General features: G+C 56.1%; 20 protein-coding genes. 14 read left to right on the top strand and 6 right to left on the bottom strand.

What is annotated here, in order from left to right; all coding sequences use genetic code 11:
* Positions 1-137 precede the first annotated feature (137 nt).
* The 11 genes from QJ48_RS03390 (at position 138) to lplT (ending at position 12,676) form a co-directional block, all read left to right on the top strand.
* Positions 138-851, top strand: a complete 714-nt coding sequence (locus QJ48_RS03390) for an HAD family hydrolase (RefSeq protein WP_054972259.1) — start codon at positions 138-140, stop codon at positions 849-851.
* Positions 848-1,717: a MurR/RpiR family transcriptional regulator gene (locus QJ48_RS03385; protein ID WP_054972247.1), complete on the top strand. Its 870-nt coding sequence runs from the start codon at positions 848-850 to the stop codon at positions 1,715-1,717. The genes QJ48_RS03390 and QJ48_RS03385 overlap by 4 nt, the downstream gene beginning before the upstream one ends.
* Entirely contained in the window at positions 1,714-2,448 is a 735-nt protein-coding gene (locus QJ48_RS03380) for an MBL fold metallo-hydrolase (RefSeq protein ID WP_054972246.1), read from the top strand. Before QJ48_RS03385 ends, QJ48_RS03380 begins: the two co-directional genes overlap by 4 nt.
* 278 nt (positions 2,449-2,726) lie before the next feature.
* A complete protein-coding gene (locus tag QJ48_RS03375) occupies positions 2,727-4,280 on the top strand; it encodes an ABC transporter substrate-binding protein (RefSeq protein WP_054972245.1) in 1,554 nt (517 codons plus the stop codon).
* Between the two features lie 114 nt (positions 4,281-4,394).
* Complete coding sequence (locus QJ48_RS03370) at positions 4,395-5,336, top strand: ABC transporter permease (RefSeq protein ID WP_082420319.1); 942 nt, start codon at positions 4,395-4,397, stop codon at positions 5,334-5,336.
* 12 nt (positions 5,337-5,348) lie between these two features.
* Complete coding sequence (locus QJ48_RS03365; RefSeq protein WP_054972243.1) at positions 5,349-6,158, top strand: ABC transporter permease; 810 nt, start codon at positions 5,349-5,351, stop codon at positions 6,156-6,158.
* A gap of 13 nt (positions 6,159-6,171) precedes the next feature.
* Positions 6,172-7,185, top strand: a complete 1,014-nt coding sequence (locus QJ48_RS03360) for an ABC transporter ATP-binding protein (RefSeq protein ID WP_054972242.1) — start codon at positions 6,172-6,174, stop codon at positions 7,183-7,185.
* The gene (locus tag QJ48_RS03355; protein WP_237762794.1) at positions 7,139-8,149 is read left to right on the top strand and encodes an ABC transporter ATP-binding protein; all 1,011 of its coding nucleotides are present in this window, start codon (positions 7,139-7,141) and stop codon (positions 8,147-8,149) included. The genes QJ48_RS03360 and QJ48_RS03355 overlap by 47 nt, the downstream gene beginning before the upstream one ends.
* A 97-nt stretch (positions 8,150-8,246) precedes the next feature.
* On the top strand, positions 8,247-9,101 hold the full coding sequence (locus QJ48_RS03350) for a metallophosphoesterase (RefSeq protein WP_054972240.1): 855 nt from the start codon (positions 8,247-8,249) through the stop codon (positions 9,099-9,101).
* A gap of 213 nt (positions 9,102-9,314) precedes the next feature.
* Positions 9,315-11,444, top strand: a complete 2,130-nt coding sequence (locus QJ48_RS03345) for an AMP-binding protein (RefSeq protein WP_054972239.1) — start codon at positions 9,315-9,317, stop codon at positions 11,442-11,444.
* On the top strand, positions 11,441-12,676 hold the full coding sequence (gene lplT, locus QJ48_RS03340; protein WP_054972238.1) for a lysophospholipid transporter LplT: 1,236 nt from the start codon (positions 11,441-11,443) through the stop codon (positions 12,674-12,676). The genes QJ48_RS03345 and lplT overlap by 4 nt, the downstream gene beginning before the upstream one ends.
* Before the next feature lie 64 nt (positions 12,677-12,740).
* On the opposite strand, the gene gerQ is transcribed toward lplT, so the two are convergent.
* The 3 genes from gerQ to QJ48_RS03325 form a co-directional block, all read right to left on the bottom strand.
* Positions 12,741-13,181, bottom strand: a complete 441-nt coding sequence (gene gerQ, locus QJ48_RS03335; RefSeq protein WP_054972237.1) for a spore coat protein GerQ — start codon at positions 13,179-13,181, stop codon at positions 12,741-12,743.
* 147 nt (positions 13,182-13,328) lie between these two features.
* On the bottom strand, positions 13,329-14,198 hold the full coding sequence (locus tag QJ48_RS03330; RefSeq protein WP_054972236.1) for a GNAT family N-acetyltransferase: 870 nt from the start codon (positions 14,196-14,198) through the stop codon (positions 13,329-13,331).
* A gap of 66 nt (positions 14,199-14,264) precedes the next feature.
* On the bottom strand, positions 14,265-15,098 hold the full coding sequence (locus QJ48_RS03325) for an aldo/keto reductase (RefSeq protein WP_054972235.1): 834 nt from the start codon (positions 15,096-15,098) through the stop codon (positions 14,265-14,267).
* 235 nt (positions 15,099-15,333) lie between these two features.
* Here QJ48_RS03325 and QJ48_RS03320 point away from each other — a divergent pair, with 235 nt between their 5' ends.
* Positions 15,334-17,037, top strand: coding sequence for a sensor histidine kinase (locus QJ48_RS03320; RefSeq protein ID WP_054972234.1), 1,704 nt, complete (start codon positions 15,334-15,336; stop codon positions 17,035-17,037).
* Between the two features lie 39 nt (positions 17,038-17,076).
* On the top strand, positions 17,077-17,910 hold the full coding sequence (locus tag QJ48_RS03315) for a LytTR family DNA-binding domain-containing protein (protein WP_054972233.1): 834 nt from the start codon (positions 17,077-17,079) through the stop codon (positions 17,908-17,910).
* A gap of 38 nt (positions 17,911-17,948) precedes the next feature.
* Here QJ48_RS03315 and QJ48_RS03310 read toward each other — a convergent pair whose 3' ends face one another.
* Positions 17,949-18,776, bottom strand: a complete 828-nt coding sequence (locus tag QJ48_RS03310) for a hypothetical protein (protein WP_054972232.1) — start codon at positions 18,774-18,776, stop codon at positions 17,949-17,951.
* Between the two features lie 241 nt (positions 18,777-19,017).
* Positions 19,018-19,389 (bottom strand): hypothetical protein, encoded by a 372-nt coding sequence (locus tag QJ48_RS03305; RefSeq protein ID WP_054972231.1) that lies wholly within the window; start codon positions 19,387-19,389, stop codon positions 19,018-19,020.
* 428 nt (positions 19,390-19,817) lie between these two features.
* Here QJ48_RS03305 and QJ48_RS03300 point away from each other — a divergent pair, with 428 nt between their 5' ends.
* Positions 19,818-20,981, top strand: a complete 1,164-nt coding sequence (locus QJ48_RS03300) for a cytochrome P450 (RefSeq protein WP_054972258.1) — start codon at positions 19,818-19,820, stop codon at positions 20,979-20,981.
* Positions 20,982-21,037: 56 nt separating this feature from the next.
* Here QJ48_RS03300 and QJ48_RS03295 read toward each other — a convergent pair.
* Positions 21,038-21,372, bottom strand: a 335-nt coding sequence (locus tag QJ48_RS03295; protein ID WP_157261491.1) for an ATP-binding cassette domain-containing protein, incomplete at its 5' end; no start/stop codon positions are given.

The following is a 21,372-nucleotide window of genomic DNA, read 5'->3' as shown; positions in this document are numbered from 1 at the left end:
CCTTCTTCACATCATCTTTGGATTCATTTAACATTGCGCAAACAATCGGAGGATAAAGTGAAGGTGTAGAGAATACAACAAAGTGAAGGAAGATGAAGGATTTCCTTCTTGACGGGTTGACGGAGCGGAGGCAAGGCATGGAAACGAAATTTGTATGGTTCGACTTGGGGTATACGTTAGTTTATTTGGAAAGGGAAAAATGGTTTGCGGCCTATTTGGCCGAGCAGGGAATCGCCAGGAAGCTGCGGGAGATCGAGCTGGCCTACCATTTTGCGGACAAGCTGTTCATGCGCGAATACCCCGGCGTTCTCGGCGGGGAAGCAGTGACATTCTTCCCGTGGTACCTCGGCGTGCTGAATTACCGGCTGGGACTGTGCCTTGATCTGCAGGAGCAGTGGCGGCGGCTGAACGAGCTGCGGACGGAGCGCCGTTCGCCTTGGGTGGCTTATCCTTTTGCGGCCCAGGTGTTGGAGGAGCTGAAACAGGCGTCCTACGGCATCGGTCTGATCTCCAACTGGGATGCCAGCGCCAGGCAGGTGCTGGCGGATACCGGGCTGATGCCGTATTTCGATCACGTGATCGTTTCTTCTGAAGTCGGCATGGAGAAGCCGGACCGGGCCATCTTCGAGCTTGCGCTGCGGCAGGCGGGCGTACGGGCGGAGGAGTGCTGCTACGTCGGAGACAATTATTATGACGATGTCGTCGGCTGCCGCGAGGTGGGGATGGACTGCTGGCTGATCAACCGGTTCGATCGGATCGGCATCGAAGAGGTGCAGCATGAGCCCGTCCTCGCATCGGTGCAGGAGCTGCCCGTTTATTTGCAAAGAAAGGAATGGAAGCGCAGCGTATGAGCGTGGAACGCAAGATCGAGCAGCTATTCGATTCGCTAAGCCCGAGTCAAAAGAAAGCCGCTTACTTTCTGACCAAAGACATCCGCCAGGCGGCCGTGCTGCCGGCCAAAAAGATGGGCGAGCTCGCCGGGGTCAGCGAGGCTACGGTGCACCGGCTCGCGCAGACGCTCGGCTTCGAAGGCTATGCCGCGCTGCAGAGCGAGCTGCAATCGCAGTTTCTGCAGGCGCGTCCCGTGCAGCGGCTGCTGGAGACGGCGCAGGAAGAGCAGGCGACGTGGCTCGACGAGCTGTTCGCGCAGGACATCGACAACCTCCGCGAGACCGTCGCGCTCAAGCAGGAGGCGAAGGTGGAGGAGGCGGTCCGGCTGCTGCTGGGCGCGGAGCGTACGTTTACGGCAGGCTGGCGCGCAGGCCTCGCGGTGACGGCGCCGCTCGCCTACATCATGCATTACATGCTCGGCCAAGCCCGGCTGGTGCCGCAAGGCGAGGCGGCGGAATACGCGGCGCATTTCCGGCCGGGCGACGTGCTGCTCGTCTCCGGGTTTCCCCGCTACTGCCAGACGACGAGGCACTTGACGGAAGCGGCAAAAGAGAAGGGCGCGCGCATCGTCGCCATGACGGACTCGCCGGTATCGCCTTTTGCCAAGCTGGCCGACGTGTATTTGCTTGCCGCGACCCGTTCGCGGGGCTTCCTCGATTCGTACGTGGCACCGCTTGCGTTGGCGAACGCTTTGATCAAGAAAATGGCCCAGCTCGATTTGGAGCGGGTTAAGCGCAATATGGTGGAGATGGAACGGAAGTTCCGGATGTTCGAGACGGAATCGTCCGGGTGGACCGGACCGCACGGAAAGGGGACAACGAAATGAAATTGACGATTTTGGGCCCGTGGGGCGCTTATCCGGCTGCGGATTCCGCGTCGGCGTCGTACTTAATTCAGACGGAGTCGGTCAACGTGCTGCTGGACTGCGGCTCCGGCGCGCTCGCCCAGCTTCAGCGGCATCTGCCGCTCGAAGAGCTGGATGCGGTCGTGCTCACGCACTACCATACCGACCATATCGCCGACGTGTATTGCCTTCAGCATGCGGCGATGATCCTGATGCAGCTCGGCCACAGAATGAAGCCGATCGAGATTTACGCTCACGACGCGGACCCGGCGGCCTTCGCGACGCTCGCTTACGGGGAGTACATGCATTCGCATGTCATTGCGGTAGGAGATACGCTTGCGCTGGACGATCTGACGTGGACCTTCGGGCATACGACCCATCCCGTCCCGTGCCTGTCCATGCGCATTGAGCACGGGGAGCAGGCGCTTGTATTTACGGCGGATACCGCTTGGAACGACGATTTGGTGCGAATCGGCCGGAACGCGGATCTGCTGCTCTGCGAAAGCAATCTGTACAATGAGTACTTCGGCAAAATCGGCGGCCATCTGACCGCCGGCGAAGCGGGAAGGCTCGCCTCGCAGTGCGGAGCGAAGCGGCTCGTGCTGACGCACCTTCCCCAGTACGGCGATCTCGCCCAGCTTGTCCGGGAGGCGCAGGAGACGTATCAAGGACCGATTGATCTCGCCCGCACGGGCGATCAATACCGGCTGTAATCCAGCTGAAGTGAGTGTTGAGAAAGTGGTTAGTTGAGGTAATAGAGGTGTACGAGGGGGTGGGGTATCTACTTCCGGTCGCTCTTGTCTGCAGGAAATTCTTATTGGAAGCCGCTTAGCAGCGGGTATTTCCCGCAGACAAAGGCGAACGCTATCGCTCCTCCAGTAGATACCCCACCTGCGTATGTTTCTCTATTCCAGTCAAAAATCTCTTTCTCAACAAGCTCATACGCTGTAATACAGCCGGAAGAAATTAAAAATAGAAAAGAGGAGAAACCATGCTAACCGAAAGATTGCGAAGGACCCCCCTGCTGCTTGCCGCTCTGCTGCTGTCCGTCACCGTCCTGTCCGCCTGCGGCTCGGGCGACCCGGCCAAAGCGCCGGCCACCGGGGCCGAAGCTGCCAAAGAGCCCGTGCAGGGCGGCAGCGTCGTCGTCGCCGTTCCGCAGGACCCGGACTATCTCGACCCGCATCTGGCCGTTGCTTCGGGGACGCAGGAGATGATGTTCAACGTGTTCGAAGGCCTGCTGAAGCCCAACGAAAAAGGGGAGCTGCAGCCCGCGGTCGCACAGGAATACAAGGTTTCTCCCGACGGGCTGACGTATACGTTCACGCTGCGCGACGGTGTCAAGTTCCATAACGGCAAGACGGTGGCGGCGGAGGACGTGAAGTTTTCGTACGAGCGGCTGATGGGCAAAGAAACGGGTAAGCCGCTCTCCAGCGCCTTCGCGAACGTCGAAGCCGTCGATACGCCGGACGCCAAGACGGTCACGGTCAAGCTGAAAAAGAACGACGTCTCGTTCATGAGCAACTTCACGGCCGCTATTTTGCCGAAGGGATACGACAACCAGAATAAAGCGCCGGTCGGCACCGGGCCGTTCAAATTCGTCGAGTTCCAGCCGAACCAGAAGCTCGTCATCGAGAAGAACAAAGATTATTACGTCAAAGGCGTGCCTTACCTCGACAAGGTCGAGTTCCGCATCATGCCGGATGCCGAGGCTTCGCTGCTCGCTTTAAAATCCGGGGACATCGACATGTACCCGCGGATCGGCAACGAGCGCATCGCCGAGCTGGGGGATCAATTCCGCTATGTGGAAGGCATGCAAAACATGGTCCAGCTCATGACGATGAATATCGCCCGCAAGCCGTTCGACGACCCGCGCGTGCGTCAGGCGGTCAATTACGCCGTGGATACGGATGAAATTATTAAAGTCGTGGCCGATGGCAAAGGAACGAAGCTCGGCTCCAACATGAGCCCGGTCATGCAAAAATATTTTCAGGAAGGCTTGGAATCGACCTACAACGTGAACGTGGACAAAGCGAAAAGCCTGCTGGCCGAAGCGGGGCTGAAGGACGGCTTCAGCACGACGATTTCGGTGCCGTCCAACTACAAGTTCCATGTCGATACCGCGCAGGTCATTGCGCAGCAGCTCGCGAAAGTGGGCATCACCGCCAAAATCGAAATGGTCGAATGGGCCGTCTGGCTGGACCGGATCTACAAAGGCCGCGACTACGATATGACGATCATCGGGCTGACGGGCAAGCTCGATCCGCACGAGGTGCTGGTGCGCTACGCGTCCGACTACAAGTCGAACTTCTACAACTACAACAATCCGGAATACGACAAGCTGATCAAGGCGGCCCAGGTCGAGCTGGACGACGCCAAGCGGGCGCAGCTTTATAAAGACGCGCAAAAAATATTGACCAAAGACGCCGTCGCCGTCTACATCATGGACCCGAACTTCACCGTGGCGATGAAAAAAGAGCTGGACGGCTACAAGCTGTACCCGATTTACGTGCAGGATATGTCCACGATTCACCGCGTGAAGTAACAAGAAGTTGGGCTAATGTCGAGTTAAACGGGCGGATCACACGGAAAAAAACAGTCCGCTCGCGCGGCATCTCGAATGAACTGCCCGCTTTTTAAGGAAAGGAGTGACAGCGACGTGACGTACGCATGGCGGAGAGCCTTTTCATTCGTGCTGACGGTGCTGCTGGTCCTGATGATGACCTTCGCCGTCTTTCGGATCATTCCAGGGAACCCGGCTCTGACCATTCTCGGGATGGAGGCGGATGAGGCGCAGGTGGCCGCCCTTGAAGCGAAGCTCGGCATCGACCGTCCGCTCGGCGAGCAATTTGCGAGCTGGCTCGGAGGCGTCGTATCGGGCGATCTTGGCGAATCGCTCAAGTTTTCAAGGCCGGTCGGCGAGCTGATTCTGGACCGGCTGCCGGTGACGGCGTCGCTCGCGGTGCTGTCCATGGCGATGACGGTCGTCATCGCCGTGCCGCTCGGCATCGCGGCGGCCAAGTCCCAGCGCCGGGCGTCCGGCTGGTGGATTTCGCTGCTCAGTCAGCTCGGGCTGGCCGTTCCGTCGTTTTGGCTCGGTATTTTGCTCGTGCTGCTGTTCGCCTTGACCTTCCGTTGGTTTCCGGCCGGAGGCTACGTCCGTTGGTCGGAGTCGCCGCTAGAGGCGCTGCGCTCCTTGTTCCTGCCTGCGCTGGCCGTAGCGATCCCGCAGGTCGCCGTCGTGGTGCGCTACCTGAGGACGACGATGTTGGAGCAGCTCAAGCAGGATTACGTCCGGACCGGCTACAGCAAGGGGCTGAGAGAACGGGCGGTGCTGTACAAGCACGTGCTGAAAAACGCGCTCATCCCCGTCGTTACGGTGATGGGAATGATTTTTGCCGACGTGCTGGGCGGCAGCCTGGTGGTCGAGCAGGTGTTTGCGCTGCCGGGGCTCGGGCGGCTGCTCGTTTCCTCGATCGGCGCACGCGATTTTCCGCTTGTGCAGGGGATGATTTTATTCACGGCCGTAACGGTGATTGCGATCAATTTTGCCGTCGATATGCTGTACCGGGTGCTGGACCCGAGAATTCGGTTGAAGTAGGAGAAGAGCGGCATGGCACGAAATCGGAACGTTCATTTGATCGTGGGCGGCGCGTTGGTCGGTACGATGCTGGCGCTCATGCTGGTTAGCTGGTTGTATGTTCCTTACGATGTCAATAGCATGAATCCGGCCGAACGGTTTCTCGCTCCCGGGGCGAAGCACTTGCTCGGGACGGACAATTTCGGACGGGATATTTTAAGCCGGGTAATGACGGCTTCCCGGACGGCCTTTCAGGTCGGGTTTCTGACCGTTCTGATCGGCGGGGCCGGGGGGCTGCTCGTCGGAGCCGCCGCCGGCTATGTCGGCGGCTGGCTGGACGAAGCGCTGATGCGGCTGATGGACGCGATGATGGCGTTCCCCGGGCTGCTGCTGGCGCTTATGCTGGTCGCGGTGTTTCAGCCGAACCTGACCAATACGATTGTGGCGATCGGCCTGATGGCCGTGCCCGGGTTTGCCCGCATCGTCCGCAGCGGGTTCGTGCAGTACAAGGAGATGGATTTTGTGAAGGCGGCGCGAGGCATAGGGGCGGGGCCGCTCTCCATCGTGTTCCGGCACATTTTTCCGAACATCCTGTCGCCGTTCATTGTAGCGGCCACGATGAGCTTCTCGGGAGCGATTCTCGCGGAAGCCGGGCTAAGCTACCTCGGGCTCGGCATTCAGCCTCCCGACCCGAGCTGGGGACGCATGCTGAACGAGGCCCAGAGCTATATTGCGAAGGCGCCGTGGTACACGCTGGCGCCGGGCCTTATGATCACGATGACCGTGCTCGGCTTCAATCTGCTCGGCGACGGGCTGCGCGATTGGAACGACCCGAAACGATAAGGGGGAACGAACTATGCCCAGAGGAAAAGAAACGCCTCTCTTGAGGCTGGACGAGCTGCATATCGAGCTTCCGACCCGCCAAGGCATGCGCGCCGTGCTCGAAGGAATATCGCTGTCGGTCGGGCGCAGGGAAATCGTCGGCATCGTGGGAGAATCGGGCTGCGGCAAAAGCATCACGGCTCAAGCCGTGATGGGACTGCTGCCTGCCGGCGCCCGCATCGTGGGCGGCACGATCGACTACGGCGGCACCGAGCTGACTCAGCTGTCGCCGGAGGCAATGCGCAGACTGCGCGGCAGGGAGATTGCGATGGTGTTCCAAGACCCGATGACTTCACTCAATCCGGTATTTACGGTCGGAGAGCAGCTGATGGAAGGGCCGCGTTTGCACTTGGCGATGTCCCGCAAAGACGCGTATAATCATAGCGTAGGTATGCTGGAAAAAGTTGGGCTGGCCCGCGCGGAGCAGCTGATGCGTGAATATCCCCACCGGTTGTCCGGCGGGATGAGGCAGCGGGTCATGATTGCGATGGCGCTGGCCTGCCGGCCGAAGCTGCTGATCGCCGACGAGCCGACGACGGCGCTCGACGTGACGGTGCAGGCGCAAATTTTGGAGCTGCTGCGGGACTTGAACCGGACGGAGGGCACGTCGATGCTGCTGATCTCGCACGATCTCGGCGTCATCTCGGAAATGTGCAGCCGCGTCTCCGTCATGTACGCCGGGCAGGTGGCGGAGACAGCTCCGACAACGGAGCTGTTCCGCTCGCCAGCCCATCCGTACACGGCCGGTCTGCTGCGGTCGATCCCTTCGCCGGACAAGCGGGGCGAGGCGCTGTATGCGATACCCGGACGCGTGCCGCCGCCGGAGGAGCGCGCCGGAGGCTGCCCGTTCGCGGCCCGGTGCGACCGCGCCGTTGCGGCCTGCTCCGGCGTAAAGCCGGCGAGCCGCATGGTAGCGGACCGGCACGAGGTCCGCTGCTTGCTTGCCGAGGAAGGGAGGCCGTCCGTCCGTGAGTATCAGCTCGCTTGAACTTGAACCGCTGGTGGCGATCGACCGGCTGACGAAGCGTTACCCGGCCGCCGCCGCCGGCTTCGGCAAGCCCAGAGCCTGGGTGAACGCCGTGAACGGCGTCTCCTTCGATATTCGCAGCGGCGAGACGCTCGGCCTCGTCGGCGAAAGCGGCTGCGGCAAGTCGACGACCGGCCAGCTGCTTGCGCGGCTGCTGGAGCCGACCTCCGGGTCCATCCGCTTTCGCGGCCGGGAGCTGACAACGCTGCGGGGCCGCGAGATACGGGAATTGCGCAAGCACATTCAGCTGATCTTTCAAGACCCGTACGCGTCGCTCAATCCGCGGCATACGATCGGCTCGATTCTGGAGGAGCCGCTTCGCGTCCACCGGATCGGATCGCGCGCCGAGCGCAGGCAGCAGGCCCGCGACATGCTGGAGACGGTGGGGCTGGACCGCAGTTACGCCGCCCGGTATCCCCACGAACTGAGCGGGGGCCAGCGGCAGCGCATCGGCATCGCCCGGGCGCTCATGCTGCGCCCGTCCTTCGTCGTGGCGGACGAGCCGGTGTCCGCGCTCGACGTGTCGGTGCAGTCGCAAATTTTGAATCTGCTCAAGGAGCTGCAGCGGCGCTTCGCACTGACCACGCTGTTCGTCTCGCACGATCTGAACGTTGTGCAGTATATGAGCGACCGGGTCGCCGTCATGTATCTGGGCACGCTTGTCGAGCTCGCGCCGGCCGAAACCTTGTTTCGCGGTGCGGTACATCCGTACACGCGGGCGCTGCTCTCGGCGATCCCGTCCGTCGGTGCCGGGGAGCGGCGCGAACGCATCGTGCTCCGCGGCGAAGTGCCGAGCCCGCTTCATCCGCCCGCGGGCTGCCCGTTTCACACGCGCTGCCCGCAGGCGGTGGCGGAATGCGCTTCCATGTTGCCGGACTGGAAGCACGTCGGCCCGGACCATTACGCGCGCTGCCTGCTGATTTAAGCAGCTTTCGCATCGGAGCGGCGGGATCGCTGCTTGCAGAAGCCGCCATCGCCATCCGATCCGCTCAAGCCTACAGGAGAACGAGGAGGGAACCATTATGAACATCGGCATTTTGTCGGATTTGCATATCGATACCAATAACCCCGGCTGCTCCGTACCGGTCGAGGAGGCGCTCTGCGAAGCGGCGCTTGCGCAGAAGGTGGACCTGCTGCTGATCGGCGGAGATATCTCCAACAACAGTGCCACAACGCTGAAGACGCTCAGGTACATCCGGGAGCGGTTATCCATACCCTGCTTGTTCGTCCCGGGCAATCACGATCTGTGGAACATCCACAACCCGGAACGTACGGCTTGGGATTCGTACCGCGAGCTGCAGGCGTTCGAAGGCAACCTTGCGAACGGCGCCTACATGATCAATGAAGAATGGGCCGTCGTCGGAGATATCGGTTGGTACGATTATTCGTTCGGCGCAGACCGCTATACGAAGGAGGAGTTTGACCGGATGTCGCTCGGCGAGCGGACATGGCAGGACAGTCTGTTCGCCCTGTGGGACCGGCCGACGACGGAGGTCTGCGATTATTTCGTGCAGAAGCTGGACAAGCAGCTGAGCGCGCTTCGGGACAAGAAAGTCATCGTGATGACCCATGTCCTGCCGCACCGTTATTTTACCGTCCCGAACGCTGGCGAGGTGTGGGGCTACTTTAACGCCTTTCTCGGAAGCGAGCAGTACGGGAAGCTGATCGAATCATACGCCTCCTCCGTTAAGCTGGCCGTCTGCGGCCACGTGCATTACCGGAAGCGGCAAACCTTCGGCGGCACGCTGTACGTATGCAGCTGTCTCGGCTATACCCGGGAATGGTCGAATCCGGGGGATGCGCGGACCGAGGTCGCGAAGGCATTGTCCGTGATCGAGCTGGCCTCTCTTGAGGACCGAAGCCCGCTGAATGCATAATTGATCCGTCCATTTTACAGAGGAAGCACCTCTTACGGCGAAAGCGGTTGGAGGCGCTTCTTTTTTCGTTCTTCCGGAATAGGATGCAGTACGCTTCAGGTACTACGCAAAGTTAGTACTACCCGCTTTGTCGAATCCGCGTACAATAAGATTTAAGACCAGGTGCTAGGAACTAATCGCAAATAACACAAAGCACCGACGGAGGGAATGGCTATGGTATTGGTTAAATGGTTGGCCCGAATCGTACTCAACCTGTTATTTCAAGCGAGATTCAGCGGTTTGGAAAAGCTCGACTTCCGCAAACCGACCATTCTGATTCCGAATCATCTGTCGCTGATCGATGCGGCGCTGCTCGCTACGCGGCTGCCGGAGGAAGTTACGTTCGTCGTGAACACGCGCATTGCCAAGAGGTTCGCGCCGTTTATCCGGCTGCGCAAGCATATCGCCGTCGATCCGATGAATCCGTACTCCGTGAAGCAGATGGTCAAGACGGTGCAAAAAGGGGCTCCGCTCCTCGTGTTCCCGGAAGGCCGCGTCAATACCGCGAGCGGGGGCTCGCTGATGAAAATATACAGCGGCGTCGGCTACATTGCGCTCCGCACGGGCGCGACGCTGTACCCGATTGCCTTGAACGGCCCGGAACGGTCGAAATTTTCTTACCTGAAGCATAAAATCCGGCAGGTGTGGTTTCCCAAGGTCACTGTGCAGATCGGCGATCCGTTTACCTTGGATTACGACCGCACCCAGTCGATGAAATCGCAAAAAGAACGTGCTGCGGCGCAAATCCAGAAGAAGCTGGAGGCCGAGCTCGTGAGCAGCCGGGTGAAGACCGGGATCAACCTGTTCAACGAGCTGCTGACCGCGGCCAAGCATCACGGCTACAATTTCCCGGTGTGCGAGGATATAAGCCAGACGTTTACTTATAAAAAGCTGCTGACCGCTTCCTATGTCATTGCCAGAAAGCTTGCGGCCGAACTGAAAGACGAGCCGGGCGTCGCCGTCCTGCTGCCGAATTCCGCCGCCCATCTGCTTGTTTTGTTCGCGCTGTTCAAGCTTGACAAACGGCCGGCGATCCTCAACTTTTCGGCCGGCGAAAATAATATGCGCATCGCCTGCGAAACCGCTTCTGTCCGTACGATTCTGACTTCCAGACAGTTTGTCGACAAAGGAAAGCTGACGCCGGTGATCGAAAGTCTCGGCCACAGGTACCGCGTGCTGTATTTGGAAGACATGAAGGACACGCTCCGTGTGAGCGATAAGCTGTCCGGCTTCGCGGATTTCCTGCTCAAGCGGAAGGCGACGGTGAAAAATACCGAGATCGTACTCTTTACGTCCGGCAGCGAAAGCGTCCCGAAAGGGGTCGTGCTGGACCATGCGAACCTGTATGCGAACATGCAGCAGACCCGCACGGTGATGGACATTAACGCCCAAGACGTCTTTTTCAACGCGATGCCGATGTTTCACAGCCTCGGGCTGCTGGTGACGGTGCTTCCGGTGCTGAACGGCGTGAAGGTGTTCCTGTACCCGAGCCCGCTCCATTACAAAGTCATTCCGGAGCTGGCCTACGATCGAAATGCGACGTTTCTATTCGGCACCTCGACGTTTCTGGCAGCGTACGGCAAAGCGGCGCATCCGTACGATTTTCAATCGCTTCGCTGCGTGATCGCCGGAGCCGAGAAGCTGAAGGACGAAGTCCGGCAGCTGTGGGTCGACAAGTTCCATGTGTGCCCGGTGGAAGGCTACGGCACGACGGAAGCTTCGCCGGTCGTGGCGATGAACACCCGGATGTGGCACCGCAAAGGCACGGTCGGCCAACTGCTCCCGGGCATCGCATACAAGCTGGAGCCGGTGCCGGGGCTGGAAGGCGGCAAGCTGCTGATTCAGGGGCCGAACTTAATGAAGGGCTACCTGCTCCACGAAGAAGGCTTCAAGCCGTGCCCCGAATGGTACGATACCGGGGACGTAGTGAAAATCGACGAAGACGGTTTTGTGACGATCGTGAGCCGGGTGAAGCGGTTCGCGAAGATCGGCGGCGAGATGGTGTCCTTGAACCAAGTGGAGGAGATTGCGGCAAGCTGCTACCGGGATGCGAACGTAGCCGCAGTCAGCGTGCCGGACAGCCGCAAAGGCGAGCGGATCATTCTGTTCGTGACGCAGGAAGAGCATCAGATTCAGACGATCAAGCAATTCGTGAAAGATCACGGGCATTCTCAACTCATGACCCCGTCCAAGCTGGTGCGGGTCGAGAAGCTGCCGATTCTGGGCAGCGGAAAGCCGGATTATGTGGCACTCAAAAAGCTGGCCGAAGAGCCGGCGGCAGACGAAGGAGCGAACGCCGTATGAACCTATGGAAAAAACTCAGACTTAAGCCGATCAATGCGCTGCTCGTCTCGCAGTTTTGGAGCGCGTTTGCCGATAACGCCATTTTGTTCGCAATCATTGAGATGCTGCGGGCCAAGGCGTATCCCGAATCGTATATCGGCAATGTGCAGCAAGCCTTTTTGTTCGCATACGTCGTTCTGGCGCCGTTCGTCGGCAGCTTCGCGGATAAGCATCCGAAGTCGGTCGTGCTGCTGATCGGCAACGCGCTGAAAGCGCTCGGGATCGTCGGGCTGCTGCTCGGTCTCGAGCCTGCTTTAAGCTACGCCATAATCGGCATCGGCGCAGCCGTCTACAGTCCGGCGAAGTACGGCATCCTCGGCGAAATTTTGAGCCGCTCCGCCACAGACGCGAAGCAGCTCGATTCCGAGCTGCTCAAGGCGAATGCCAAGATCGAGGGCTATACGATCATCGCCATTCTGGCCGGCACCGTAGGCGGAGGCATTCTGGCGAAGCAGTCGCTGACGGTGTGCATCGTCGCCTGCCTGCTGCTGTACGTGACCGCGCTGCTTTTGTCGCTTTCGATTCCGCGGGTGGCGGGGAATCCGAACATCCATTACGTCAAAGACTCGATCTTGTTCTTTAAAGATATTGCCCGGCTGTTCCGGGACCGGACGGCCCGCTATTGCCTGATTGGTACCAGCTCGTTCTGGATGACGTCGTCGGTCATACGCGTGGCGGTTATCTCCTGGATTCCGCTGCACCTCGGCATTCACGGGGTCGATCAGATTTCGATGCTGATTGCGGTCACGGCGGTCGGCATTATGGCCGGAGCCTTGACCGCTCCCAAGCTGATTCCGGCGCACAAGTACTTGAACTCTTATCTGTATGGCGTCGTGATGGTTGTGCTCATTCTCGTTTTCCCGATGCTGGGCAATTTGTACGTGACGGTGTTCATTTTAATGGCGGTCGGTTTCGCCGGCGGCGTCTACGTCGTACCGCTGAACTCGGTGCTGCAGAAGGTTGGCAACCCGAAGATCGGCGCAGGCAAAACGATTGCTGTGCAAAACTTGTTCGAAAACATCCTGATGTTCGCGGGCGTGCGGGCGTATACGCAGGCGACCGCTGCGGGAACAAGCGTGGAGACGTCGATCTACGGCGTCGGGCTGGTGCTTGCGCTGTTCGTGCTGTATCTCGTGTTCCAGGCCGTGATGCTGAAGCGGAGAAGCGCCGAAGTCGCCGGTTCCCGCGTATGATCATTTGCAATTAAAAAGCAAAGACCGGACCCCGCCGCCTGGCAGGATCCGGTCTTTCTTGCGCTTAGCGTCCCGGCAGCGGAGCCGAGCCGTACGGGTAAGTATACTGAAGCGGTTCGTCGAACGTAATGTAGTCGAGGTTGACCATCAGCAGCAAAAAGCGCATGCCGGTTTTCGGATCGCTGATGATGATGTGGTCGCGGCCTGCGGCTTCGATACGCCCTTTGAAAATTTTGGCGTTCCACTGGGAGTTATTCTCGTATGTCATATACAGCGTAGCGATTTTGCCCAGATTGAGGCGCAAAATATTTTCGATGAAGGACTGCTCCATCGGCAGCTGCCCCGGGGTGGTCGGCGCGGCCGCCGTCGGTACCGGCTGTCCTGCAGCGGTAATCATAGAGCCTGCGGGAATCATCGGCGTTACCGATTGCGCAGTAGGCTGGCCGTAGCTGGGGTAACCGGCGCCGTAAGGAGTCGGTACAGTTTTGTTCGGATTGGTATACATCGCTCATAATCCTCCTTCAAACTTCGCTTGATTTGGGTTTCGACTGGGCTGGAGCACACCATTCATACTATGGTGTGGGCGAATGTTTGGTGACGGATTTTTTTATAGGAATAGGGGAGCGATGATACGCAGCCCGAGAAAAGCCGGCTAACCGAAAATCTGTGCCGCAATGCCATAAAGGTTTCCGTTTCGGGGCGGCAAACACGGCGAGTGCAGGACCATGACAGGCGGTTCGCCAACGTTGACGAAGCCGCATGCTTCCAATAACGGGATAAACGTACGATGTTCCGAAGCAACGTCGATCCTTAATTTACCCGGATGCCCGTTTGCCAGACAATCGACGAGAGCAAGAGCGGTATGGTCGTTCGAAGCCGTTATCGGACCTAACGTTAGATGGACCGGTCCTCGGATGCTTAAACCGAATCCTGCCATCGTGCCGTCCGGGGCTTGTGCGATGAAAGAATGCTTTGCTTGCTTCATCCGGGTTTGCAGGAATCGGGACCGGTCGGCCCCGATGGAGCGGCGGTCCAGCTCGATAACCTCCGGAATATGTTCATTTGTCATAGGGATCACGCGGACAGGCTCGCGCACCGCGTTCCAAGAGGGCGGCCGGTATCGGTCGCATAACAGTTTGCAGACGCGGCCTGCTTTTCGAAAGCCGAGCTTTTCATACAGAGGCTCGCCCTCTTTTGTGGCGATCAGTTGGATCACCGTATCCGGACTAACGGTATTTATGCAGGTTTGGAGCAACGCTTGCCCCAAGCCGAGCCGTCTATATTCCGGATGTACGATCACCAAACCGATAGAAGCCAGCTGCCGTCCGTACGGGATAATTGCGGCACTCGCGAGTATCTGCTGGTAATTATTCTTGATCCCATAGACTGTGCCCGAAGACAGCACCGTTCGCAGCTCGGGCTCGGCATAATCCCACCCGACCGATTCGGATAGCGCAATAAGACCGGAAATATCCGTTTCGGATAGCTTGTGTATTTCTCGTGCCGGCGAAAGCGACATCATTCCAAACCTCGTCCTTTCATACGCGGATGCAAAAAGAGCCCTCGATTCACAAGGGCTCTTCCCGAACTAAAAATCAATATGATCCGGGTCCGGACCGAAGCGGCGGTCTTGGTTCAGGCCGTCCAGACGCGCCATATCCTCGTCGGACAAGGTGAAGTCGAAGACGTCGATGTTCTCGCGGATGCGGCTTTCGCGGATGGACTTCGGAATGGTGACCACCCCGTGCTGCAAATCCCAACGGAGAATAACCTGCGCCGGCGTTTTGCCGTATTTGTCCGCAAGCTCGCTTAATAGCGGCAGATCGAGATTGCCTTGCATCAGCGGACTCCAAGCTTCGAGCTGGATCTTGTGTTCCTTGCAGAACGTCCGCAGCTCCTGCTGAATCAGAAGCGGATGGAATTCGACTTGGTTAATCGCAGGAACGATTTCGCTATCCTGCAGCAAATCCTCCAGATGGTGCACTTTAAAGTTGCTGACGCCGATCGCCCGGACGAGTCCGTCTTTATACAGCTTTTCGAGCGCCTTCCAAGTTTCCTTATATTTGTCCTTCCCTGGCCAGTGAATGAGGTACAGGTCGATGACCTCGAGCTGCAGCTTGCGCCGGCTTTCCTCGAAAGCCCGAAACGTGCTGTCATAGCCTTGGTCCGCGTTCCATACTTTCGTGGTGATGAACAATTGGTCGCGCGGAATGCTGCTGGCTTGAATCGCTTGGCCAACCCCGGCTTCGTTGCCGTAGACGGCAGCCGTATCGATGGAGCGGTAACCGGCTTTCAGCGCATGCTGTACGGCTTGGACGACCTCGTCGCCTTCCTTGGTTTTCCAGACGCCCAGTCCGAGCCATGGCATGCGGACACCGTTGTTCAACACCGTAGTGTCGCTGTTTCGCTGAATCGCGGTCATATTCAAATTCCCTCCTTGGGCAAATTTCTATTTATTTCATGATAACACAATCGGGTGCGGAACGAAAAATTCGTCCGGGCGTTCCGTCTGATGGAAACTTCGTTATTGAACGTCGGTATAAAAGAGTTTATTATGTAAGTTAAGGAAAAAATAGAATCAAACGGTAATCATATGTATTGTCTTCTTGTTTCTGTAAGAACGTTAGCCGCACTGCATCGGCAGGGAGAGGAATAGCATGAAGCTTCGGACGTCCTTTATCTTGTGGTTTGTCGTGCCTGTAACGTGTCTGCTCGCTTTGAGCAACGTCATTTACTATTATACGACAAAACAGATGCTCATGAACAATCACTATAATGAAGTGGAAAGTTTCTCGAGCAATATCAAAATCTATTTCGAGCATTCCCAACGGTCCGCCGACTATGCCGAAAAGCTGCTGGCGCAAAATTTGCGGCTGGCAGCCATGCTCGCGCAAAGCAAGCTGCCTCCGCGCTTGGAACAGGTGAGCAATAAGGAGTTGACGGAATTAAGCAAGGAGCTTCGTGTGTCGGATATTACGCTATTTAAGCGCATGGGGGACGACATCGTAGCCACGCGCTCCTCCAATCCTACGCAACGAAACATATCTGCGAAAGAGTTTACCGATTTTTGGTTTCTCGCTCTCAAGCAACTGCTGGACGGTAAGAACGTATCGATTCCCGAAGGCTATACGCTTCCCCATTATTGGTCAGGACCTGTGGACGTTTCATCCTCGGACCCGAATGCGCTCCATAAATTCGGATACTACCATGACGGCCAGACCGACTATATTATCGATCCGTACTTCAGAGAGGAGGATATGGAGGAATATGTGACCTTGGCTTCTTACATGGACATGATCGAACGTCTGCAGAAAGAAAAACCGTTCCTGATTGAAATGACAGGCTTCAATGCCGAGCGTTTCGGAAAAGGAATTTACGAAGTCAAGCAAAATAATCGTTTGATTATTCCTTATCCGAAGCGTCCGATCTATTTTGGGCAGTACACGATGAACTCGGACGATGATGTGGAGATGGTCAGACAGGCACATCGGAACAAAAAGACGATCAGCTATCAGGCAAGCGTTCAAGGGAGGGACGTGATTAAAAGCTTTGTGCCCATCGAAACCGGGCTGCCGCTGGTAATCGGCCTTGTATCGGATTACAGCTATATTCAGAACGAGCTGAAGCGCCAATCGGAGCCGCTTCTTATGGTTAGCTTCGTGTCCTTCCTGATGCTAGGGGCTTTCGTGCTTGTTTTAATCCGAAGAAGCAAGCTTGCAGCGGCTGTCATTTCCGCCGAGAAAATTTATCTGGAAAGCATGAACAACTTATTTACGGCTATCCGGGGGCTGAATCACGATGTCGGCAATATTGTCAATGCCATTCACGCTCATGTGCAAAAGAAGGAATACGACGAGCTCGAAAAAGTAACGCAAGCATGGGTGAAGGAAGTGGTTGAAATTCAAGATGTCGTTGTGATCCGGCACCCGACGTTATCGGCCATCGTGCAATTCGCGGCCAGCAGCGCGATCAAGCAGAAGGTGAAGCTGGAGCACGACATCGCCGTCACGGGCGATCTGAAGCTGAACGGGGAGAAGTCGCTCGATTTGATTCGCATCGCAACCAATTTAATATCCAATGCGTTTGACGAGACCGTGAAGCTGCCGGTGGAGGAGCGACTGGTTCAAGTGGCCGCCTGGAACGCGGGCCGCTTGCTGTACTTCAAAGTATCCAATCGCGGGAGGCAGATCGGCGATGAGGAGCTGCCCCAGCTTCTAAGCGCGGGCTATTCCACGAAATTCAAGCACGAAGGCTTAGGCTTGCAAGTGGTCAAAGAGCTGGTGCAAAAATATAAAGGGCAGCTGTGGGTAGAAGATTTTGAAAGCGCAGGCGCTACGTTTATGTTCAAAATCCACATTTAGACCATCCAATGAACGATCCATAAGGCGGTGAACCGGACGTTGAATCAAGAGGAACGACTGACCGTTTTAATTGCGGAAGACGATTTTGCACAAAAGCAGCTTTTAATTCGATTTGCCGAAGAACATCAGCTCATCGTCGTCGATACGGTGTCGTCGGGAAACAAGCTGGTGGACAAGTATATCGAGCTGCAGCCGGACCTCATCCTTACGGACATTAACCTGGACGATATTTCCGGTCTGACGGCTTGCCGACTGATTAAGGCGAAGGGGTACGATCCTTGCATTATTGTGGTCACGGCGCTCACGGACATGAAATATGCGGAGGAAAGCTTTGAGATCGATTCGCTTTCTCTGATGCTGAAGCCCGTAACCTCCGAACGGTTCAAGAAAAGCTTGGAGAAGGCGAAGAAGCATTTGACGCAGAAAAGAAAGCAGTCGCCCGCAGCCGGATCAAACGACGAACGCTTGATCCGCTGCAAGCAAAAAATTTGCGATTTGGAAGGACGAAATCTGCTGCGGGAGCTTTACATTAATGAGGAGAAAATTCTTTACATCTCCAAAGACCGCAAACATATTTCGATCAAATGGACGGATTCGCATTCGGTGCAGACGATTCATACCTCCTCCACCCTGAAAGAGCTGAATGCGGCGACTTCGCCGCTTCTCTTCCAGTGCAACAAGAGCCAGTTGGTCAACGTGAGATATATTCAAAAAATTTGCGCCGATCTGATTACGCCGGGCAATTACGAAATTTTTCTCTATAGCGTACCCGAATCCTTGACGCTGAGCCGCAGCTGCTTTGCCCATTTTGAACAGGCGCGTAAGCTGATGGCGGAGGAAAGAGGCGCACAGGACGCGGTGTTAAGGCAGTAGGAAGTTGTTTCCGTTTACCGCGTTCGCATGAGAAGCCCTTATTCCACAAGAAGCGTGATTTTATGGGAGGACCGATTGCCGATTTCTTTGCCCGAAAGCTCGGTCATCGTATCCCATGGGCTGTTCATCACATAGCCGTAAACCTCGTAGCGTCCCGGTTTGTCCGGGGCGTTTATTTCGATTTCCCGCAAAGCCGCTTTCTCCGGCGGGGTCTCAAACCACCAGTACGGTTTGCCGTCGGGGAAGGGGAGCTGTTGGTCATCCATCATCAGCCACACCAGATAATCGGTGGCCTTTTCAAATCCTCCGGCCCGAATGGCCAGCTTTATTTTTTCATTCGGCTTCGCTTGAATGACTTTGGGGAGCGTGCCGAATTTATCTTCATTTTCGAACTGCTGATTCAACATGATCCCGCGAACGGGCGAATTGGAGATAGCATAGGAACTACGGTCAGGGATATTGGTTTTCGTAAATTCGTTTTTTCCGGACTTTTTGATAGTGTATCGGCCGACGATACCGAAGTAATCTTTGATTTTGTCCTGCCGGTCCCATGGATTGTTTTTATTGGCGACAATGCTGATGGCCAATGCGTGCAGATCGGGCGGCAGCGAATCGGTGGGAATGCGGACAGGAATGCTGACGGAAGCGTCTTTTGCAGCGCTGAATTTGTATTCGTTTACGGACGTATGGGGATCCGAGTCCACATAGAACGGTATTTTTATATAGTCCATGAAAAGGTAGAGCGAGAAATTTTCATCCTGTCTCGATTCGTTGGTAAAATGAATCGTATAGTTCATTTCGTTTCCATGATCGAGTTCCAGAAAAAAACGACTGACTTTTTCGCCTCGGGCATCTGTAAGTTTCATTCCGTAACTTTCCGTAAACGTTGTGGGCTCTTTGGGCATGAACGAGCTTACCGTGAGGTTAAAGGCAAGTCCAATAGACGAACCGAGCAAAACACAGAGTATAAGTTTAATTACCTTGCGCAATGAAATCCCCTCCGGCGAAAAAACAAATATGGTGAATCCAAACGCGGTTTTGATGATGCTTGTAAAATAGGGAATGTCTGTTCAAGTGAACAGACATTCCAAATGTTGGGATATAACATTACGGCGAAGTGGAAGTGCTTCTGCTATTGGTTTCACCGTTATGCGTTACTTGATGATAACCTGTTGCATAAGCCCCGCCGTCAGCTTCGATTCTTGTTGAAACATAGTCGTCGTTGGTGTCTGTGTTCGGTTTATTTCCAAGGGAGCTACCGTTGCTTTTCTTGATTGAAACGTCCACGCTTAAATAATCCACTTTGATATCGCGATCAACCGTATGTGTTTTAGCTTTAGCTTTTGTGCCGTCGTATTCCAATTCTCCCTCAATTCTCACTCCGTCTACAGAAAAACGTGTGCTGTCATACCCTGCCAATGCCGAGCCTGTCACGGCAACCAATAGTGCGCTTGCTACGATCGCTACTTTAGCCTTCATTTCAGAAATCCCTCCATCAGTGGAATAGTTTACTTCACGAATACGACGTCGTGGTGTGAAGCATCTTTATCATGTCATAAAAAAAGTGTTTTGTTCCATTTTTAGGATATCTGGATAAAAATAAACGCTTTCTTGTGTGAAAAATGTCGAAAATACACGTTAATGCTCGAATCGATTTCAGGACAGGGCCGCATAGCTCTGACCCAGAAGTATCTTCCGCAACAATTGGTTTACAAATATATCCTAATTTATTATAATTAACCATACATAAACTTTTATTACTTAATACTTTTGTTTTAAACCATCTTCCATCATGACTGACCCGTCAATCGTCCGTCGTTGTTTTTGTCTGAGAAAAAACGAAGGGAGCGGTAAGTGTGGAGGTCGCGGAAAAGATCATTTATCCCGATGAGATCACCGGATTCAGCATGGAGGAGCAGCGGTTCGAGCCGTATTCGTGGTATCGGGAGATGAGAAAGGGCCATCCCGTCTATTTCGATCCGAACCAAAAGGTCTGGAATGTTTTTTTATACCGGGACGTGGAGAGGGTATTGTCCGATTATCATCTGTTCTCCAGCAAAAACGACCGGAGGCTGTCGTCGTTCCCGGTTATAGGAGAGGAAGAGAAAAGCCTGACCTCAATGGACCCTCCTCTGCATTCCAAGAGACGCGGGCTCGTTGCCAAAGCGTTCACCCCCAAGTCGCTTAAGACATGGGAACCGCGAATTACCTCGGTCGCGCAATATTGTCTGGATCAAGTCCGGGAGCAGGATGCGATCGATCTTGCCCACGATCTGGCCATTCCTCTGCCGGTGACTGTCATTGCAGAGCTGCTGGGCGTTCCGGCGAGCGATTGGAAGCAATTTAAGCTGTGGTCGGATGCGATTATTACACCGGGCAGCCGCGACACCTATGACGAAAGCGTGAAGGAAAGGGCGCAGGCGCTGAAGGAAATGGCGGACTACTTACGGCCTATCATCCGGGAAAAAAGAAGCCGTCCCACGGATGATATCATCTCGGATTTGACGATCGCCGAGCTCGAAGGGGAGCGTTTGAGCGACGAAGAAATTATTCATTTTGGGATCGGGCTGCTTTTTGCCGGGAACGAGACGACAACGAGACTGATCTCCAATGCGTTCTATTGCTTTCTGGTTGACCAGCCTTCCGCTTACCCGCTGCTCAGGAAGGAGTTATCGCTTGTTCCGAAGGCGGTGGAGGAAGTGCTGCGCTATCGCTCGCCTGCCCAGTTCTTGATGCGCAGAGTTACGCTGGATACGAATGTATTCGGCGCAGAAATGAAAGAAGGGGAATCGGTCATCGCGTGGATCGGCTCGGCCAACCGCGATGAGGAGCATTTTGTTCAAGGGGAGCAGTTCGATCTGAACCGGCCGAATAATCAGCAGCACCTGTCGTTTGGAAAAGGAACCCATTTCTGTATGGGTGCACCGCTCGCGAGGATGGAAGCGAGCATCGGCTTGACCGAATTCATGAAGCGGTACTCCCGGCTGATTCTGCCTGAGCAATGGAGCTTGAGCGAAAACCTCGGGCAGACGGGGTATCTTGCCAAGTTTCCCGTTCTCGTCGAGCGGTAGCATACCGGGCGAAAAAGCTGAAAGATCAAGGGGTAAGGGCCCTTGATCTTTCTTTGTCACACGGCTAAGTGCCTGCGTACCTGCTCCTCGCTGAGAGAAGCGGAGCTGCCCTCGGCGACGATCGTGCCTTTGTCCAGCACGTACGAGTAGTCGGCAATGGCGGACGCGAATGCGAGACTCTGCTCGACCAGCAGCACGCCCATCCGCTTGCTCGCTTTGATCGATTCGATAACGCGCTCGATATCCATCACGATGGACGGCTGGATGCCTTCCATCGGCTCGTCAAGCAGCAGCAGGGTCGGCTCCGCCACGAGCGCCCGGGCGGTGGCGAGCTGCTGCTGCTGGCCGCCGCTGAGGTCGCCGCCCTTGCGGCGCAGCATATCCTTCAGCA

Source organism: Paenibacillus sp. A3, from assembly GCF_001399685.1.
In the GTDB taxonomy this organism is placed as follows: Bacteria; Bacillota; Bacilli; order Paenibacillales; family NBRC-103111; genus Paenibacillus_G.
The sequence above is the reverse complement of the archived record's forward strand: the minus strand, read 5'-3'. Positions and strand labels throughout refer to the sequence as shown.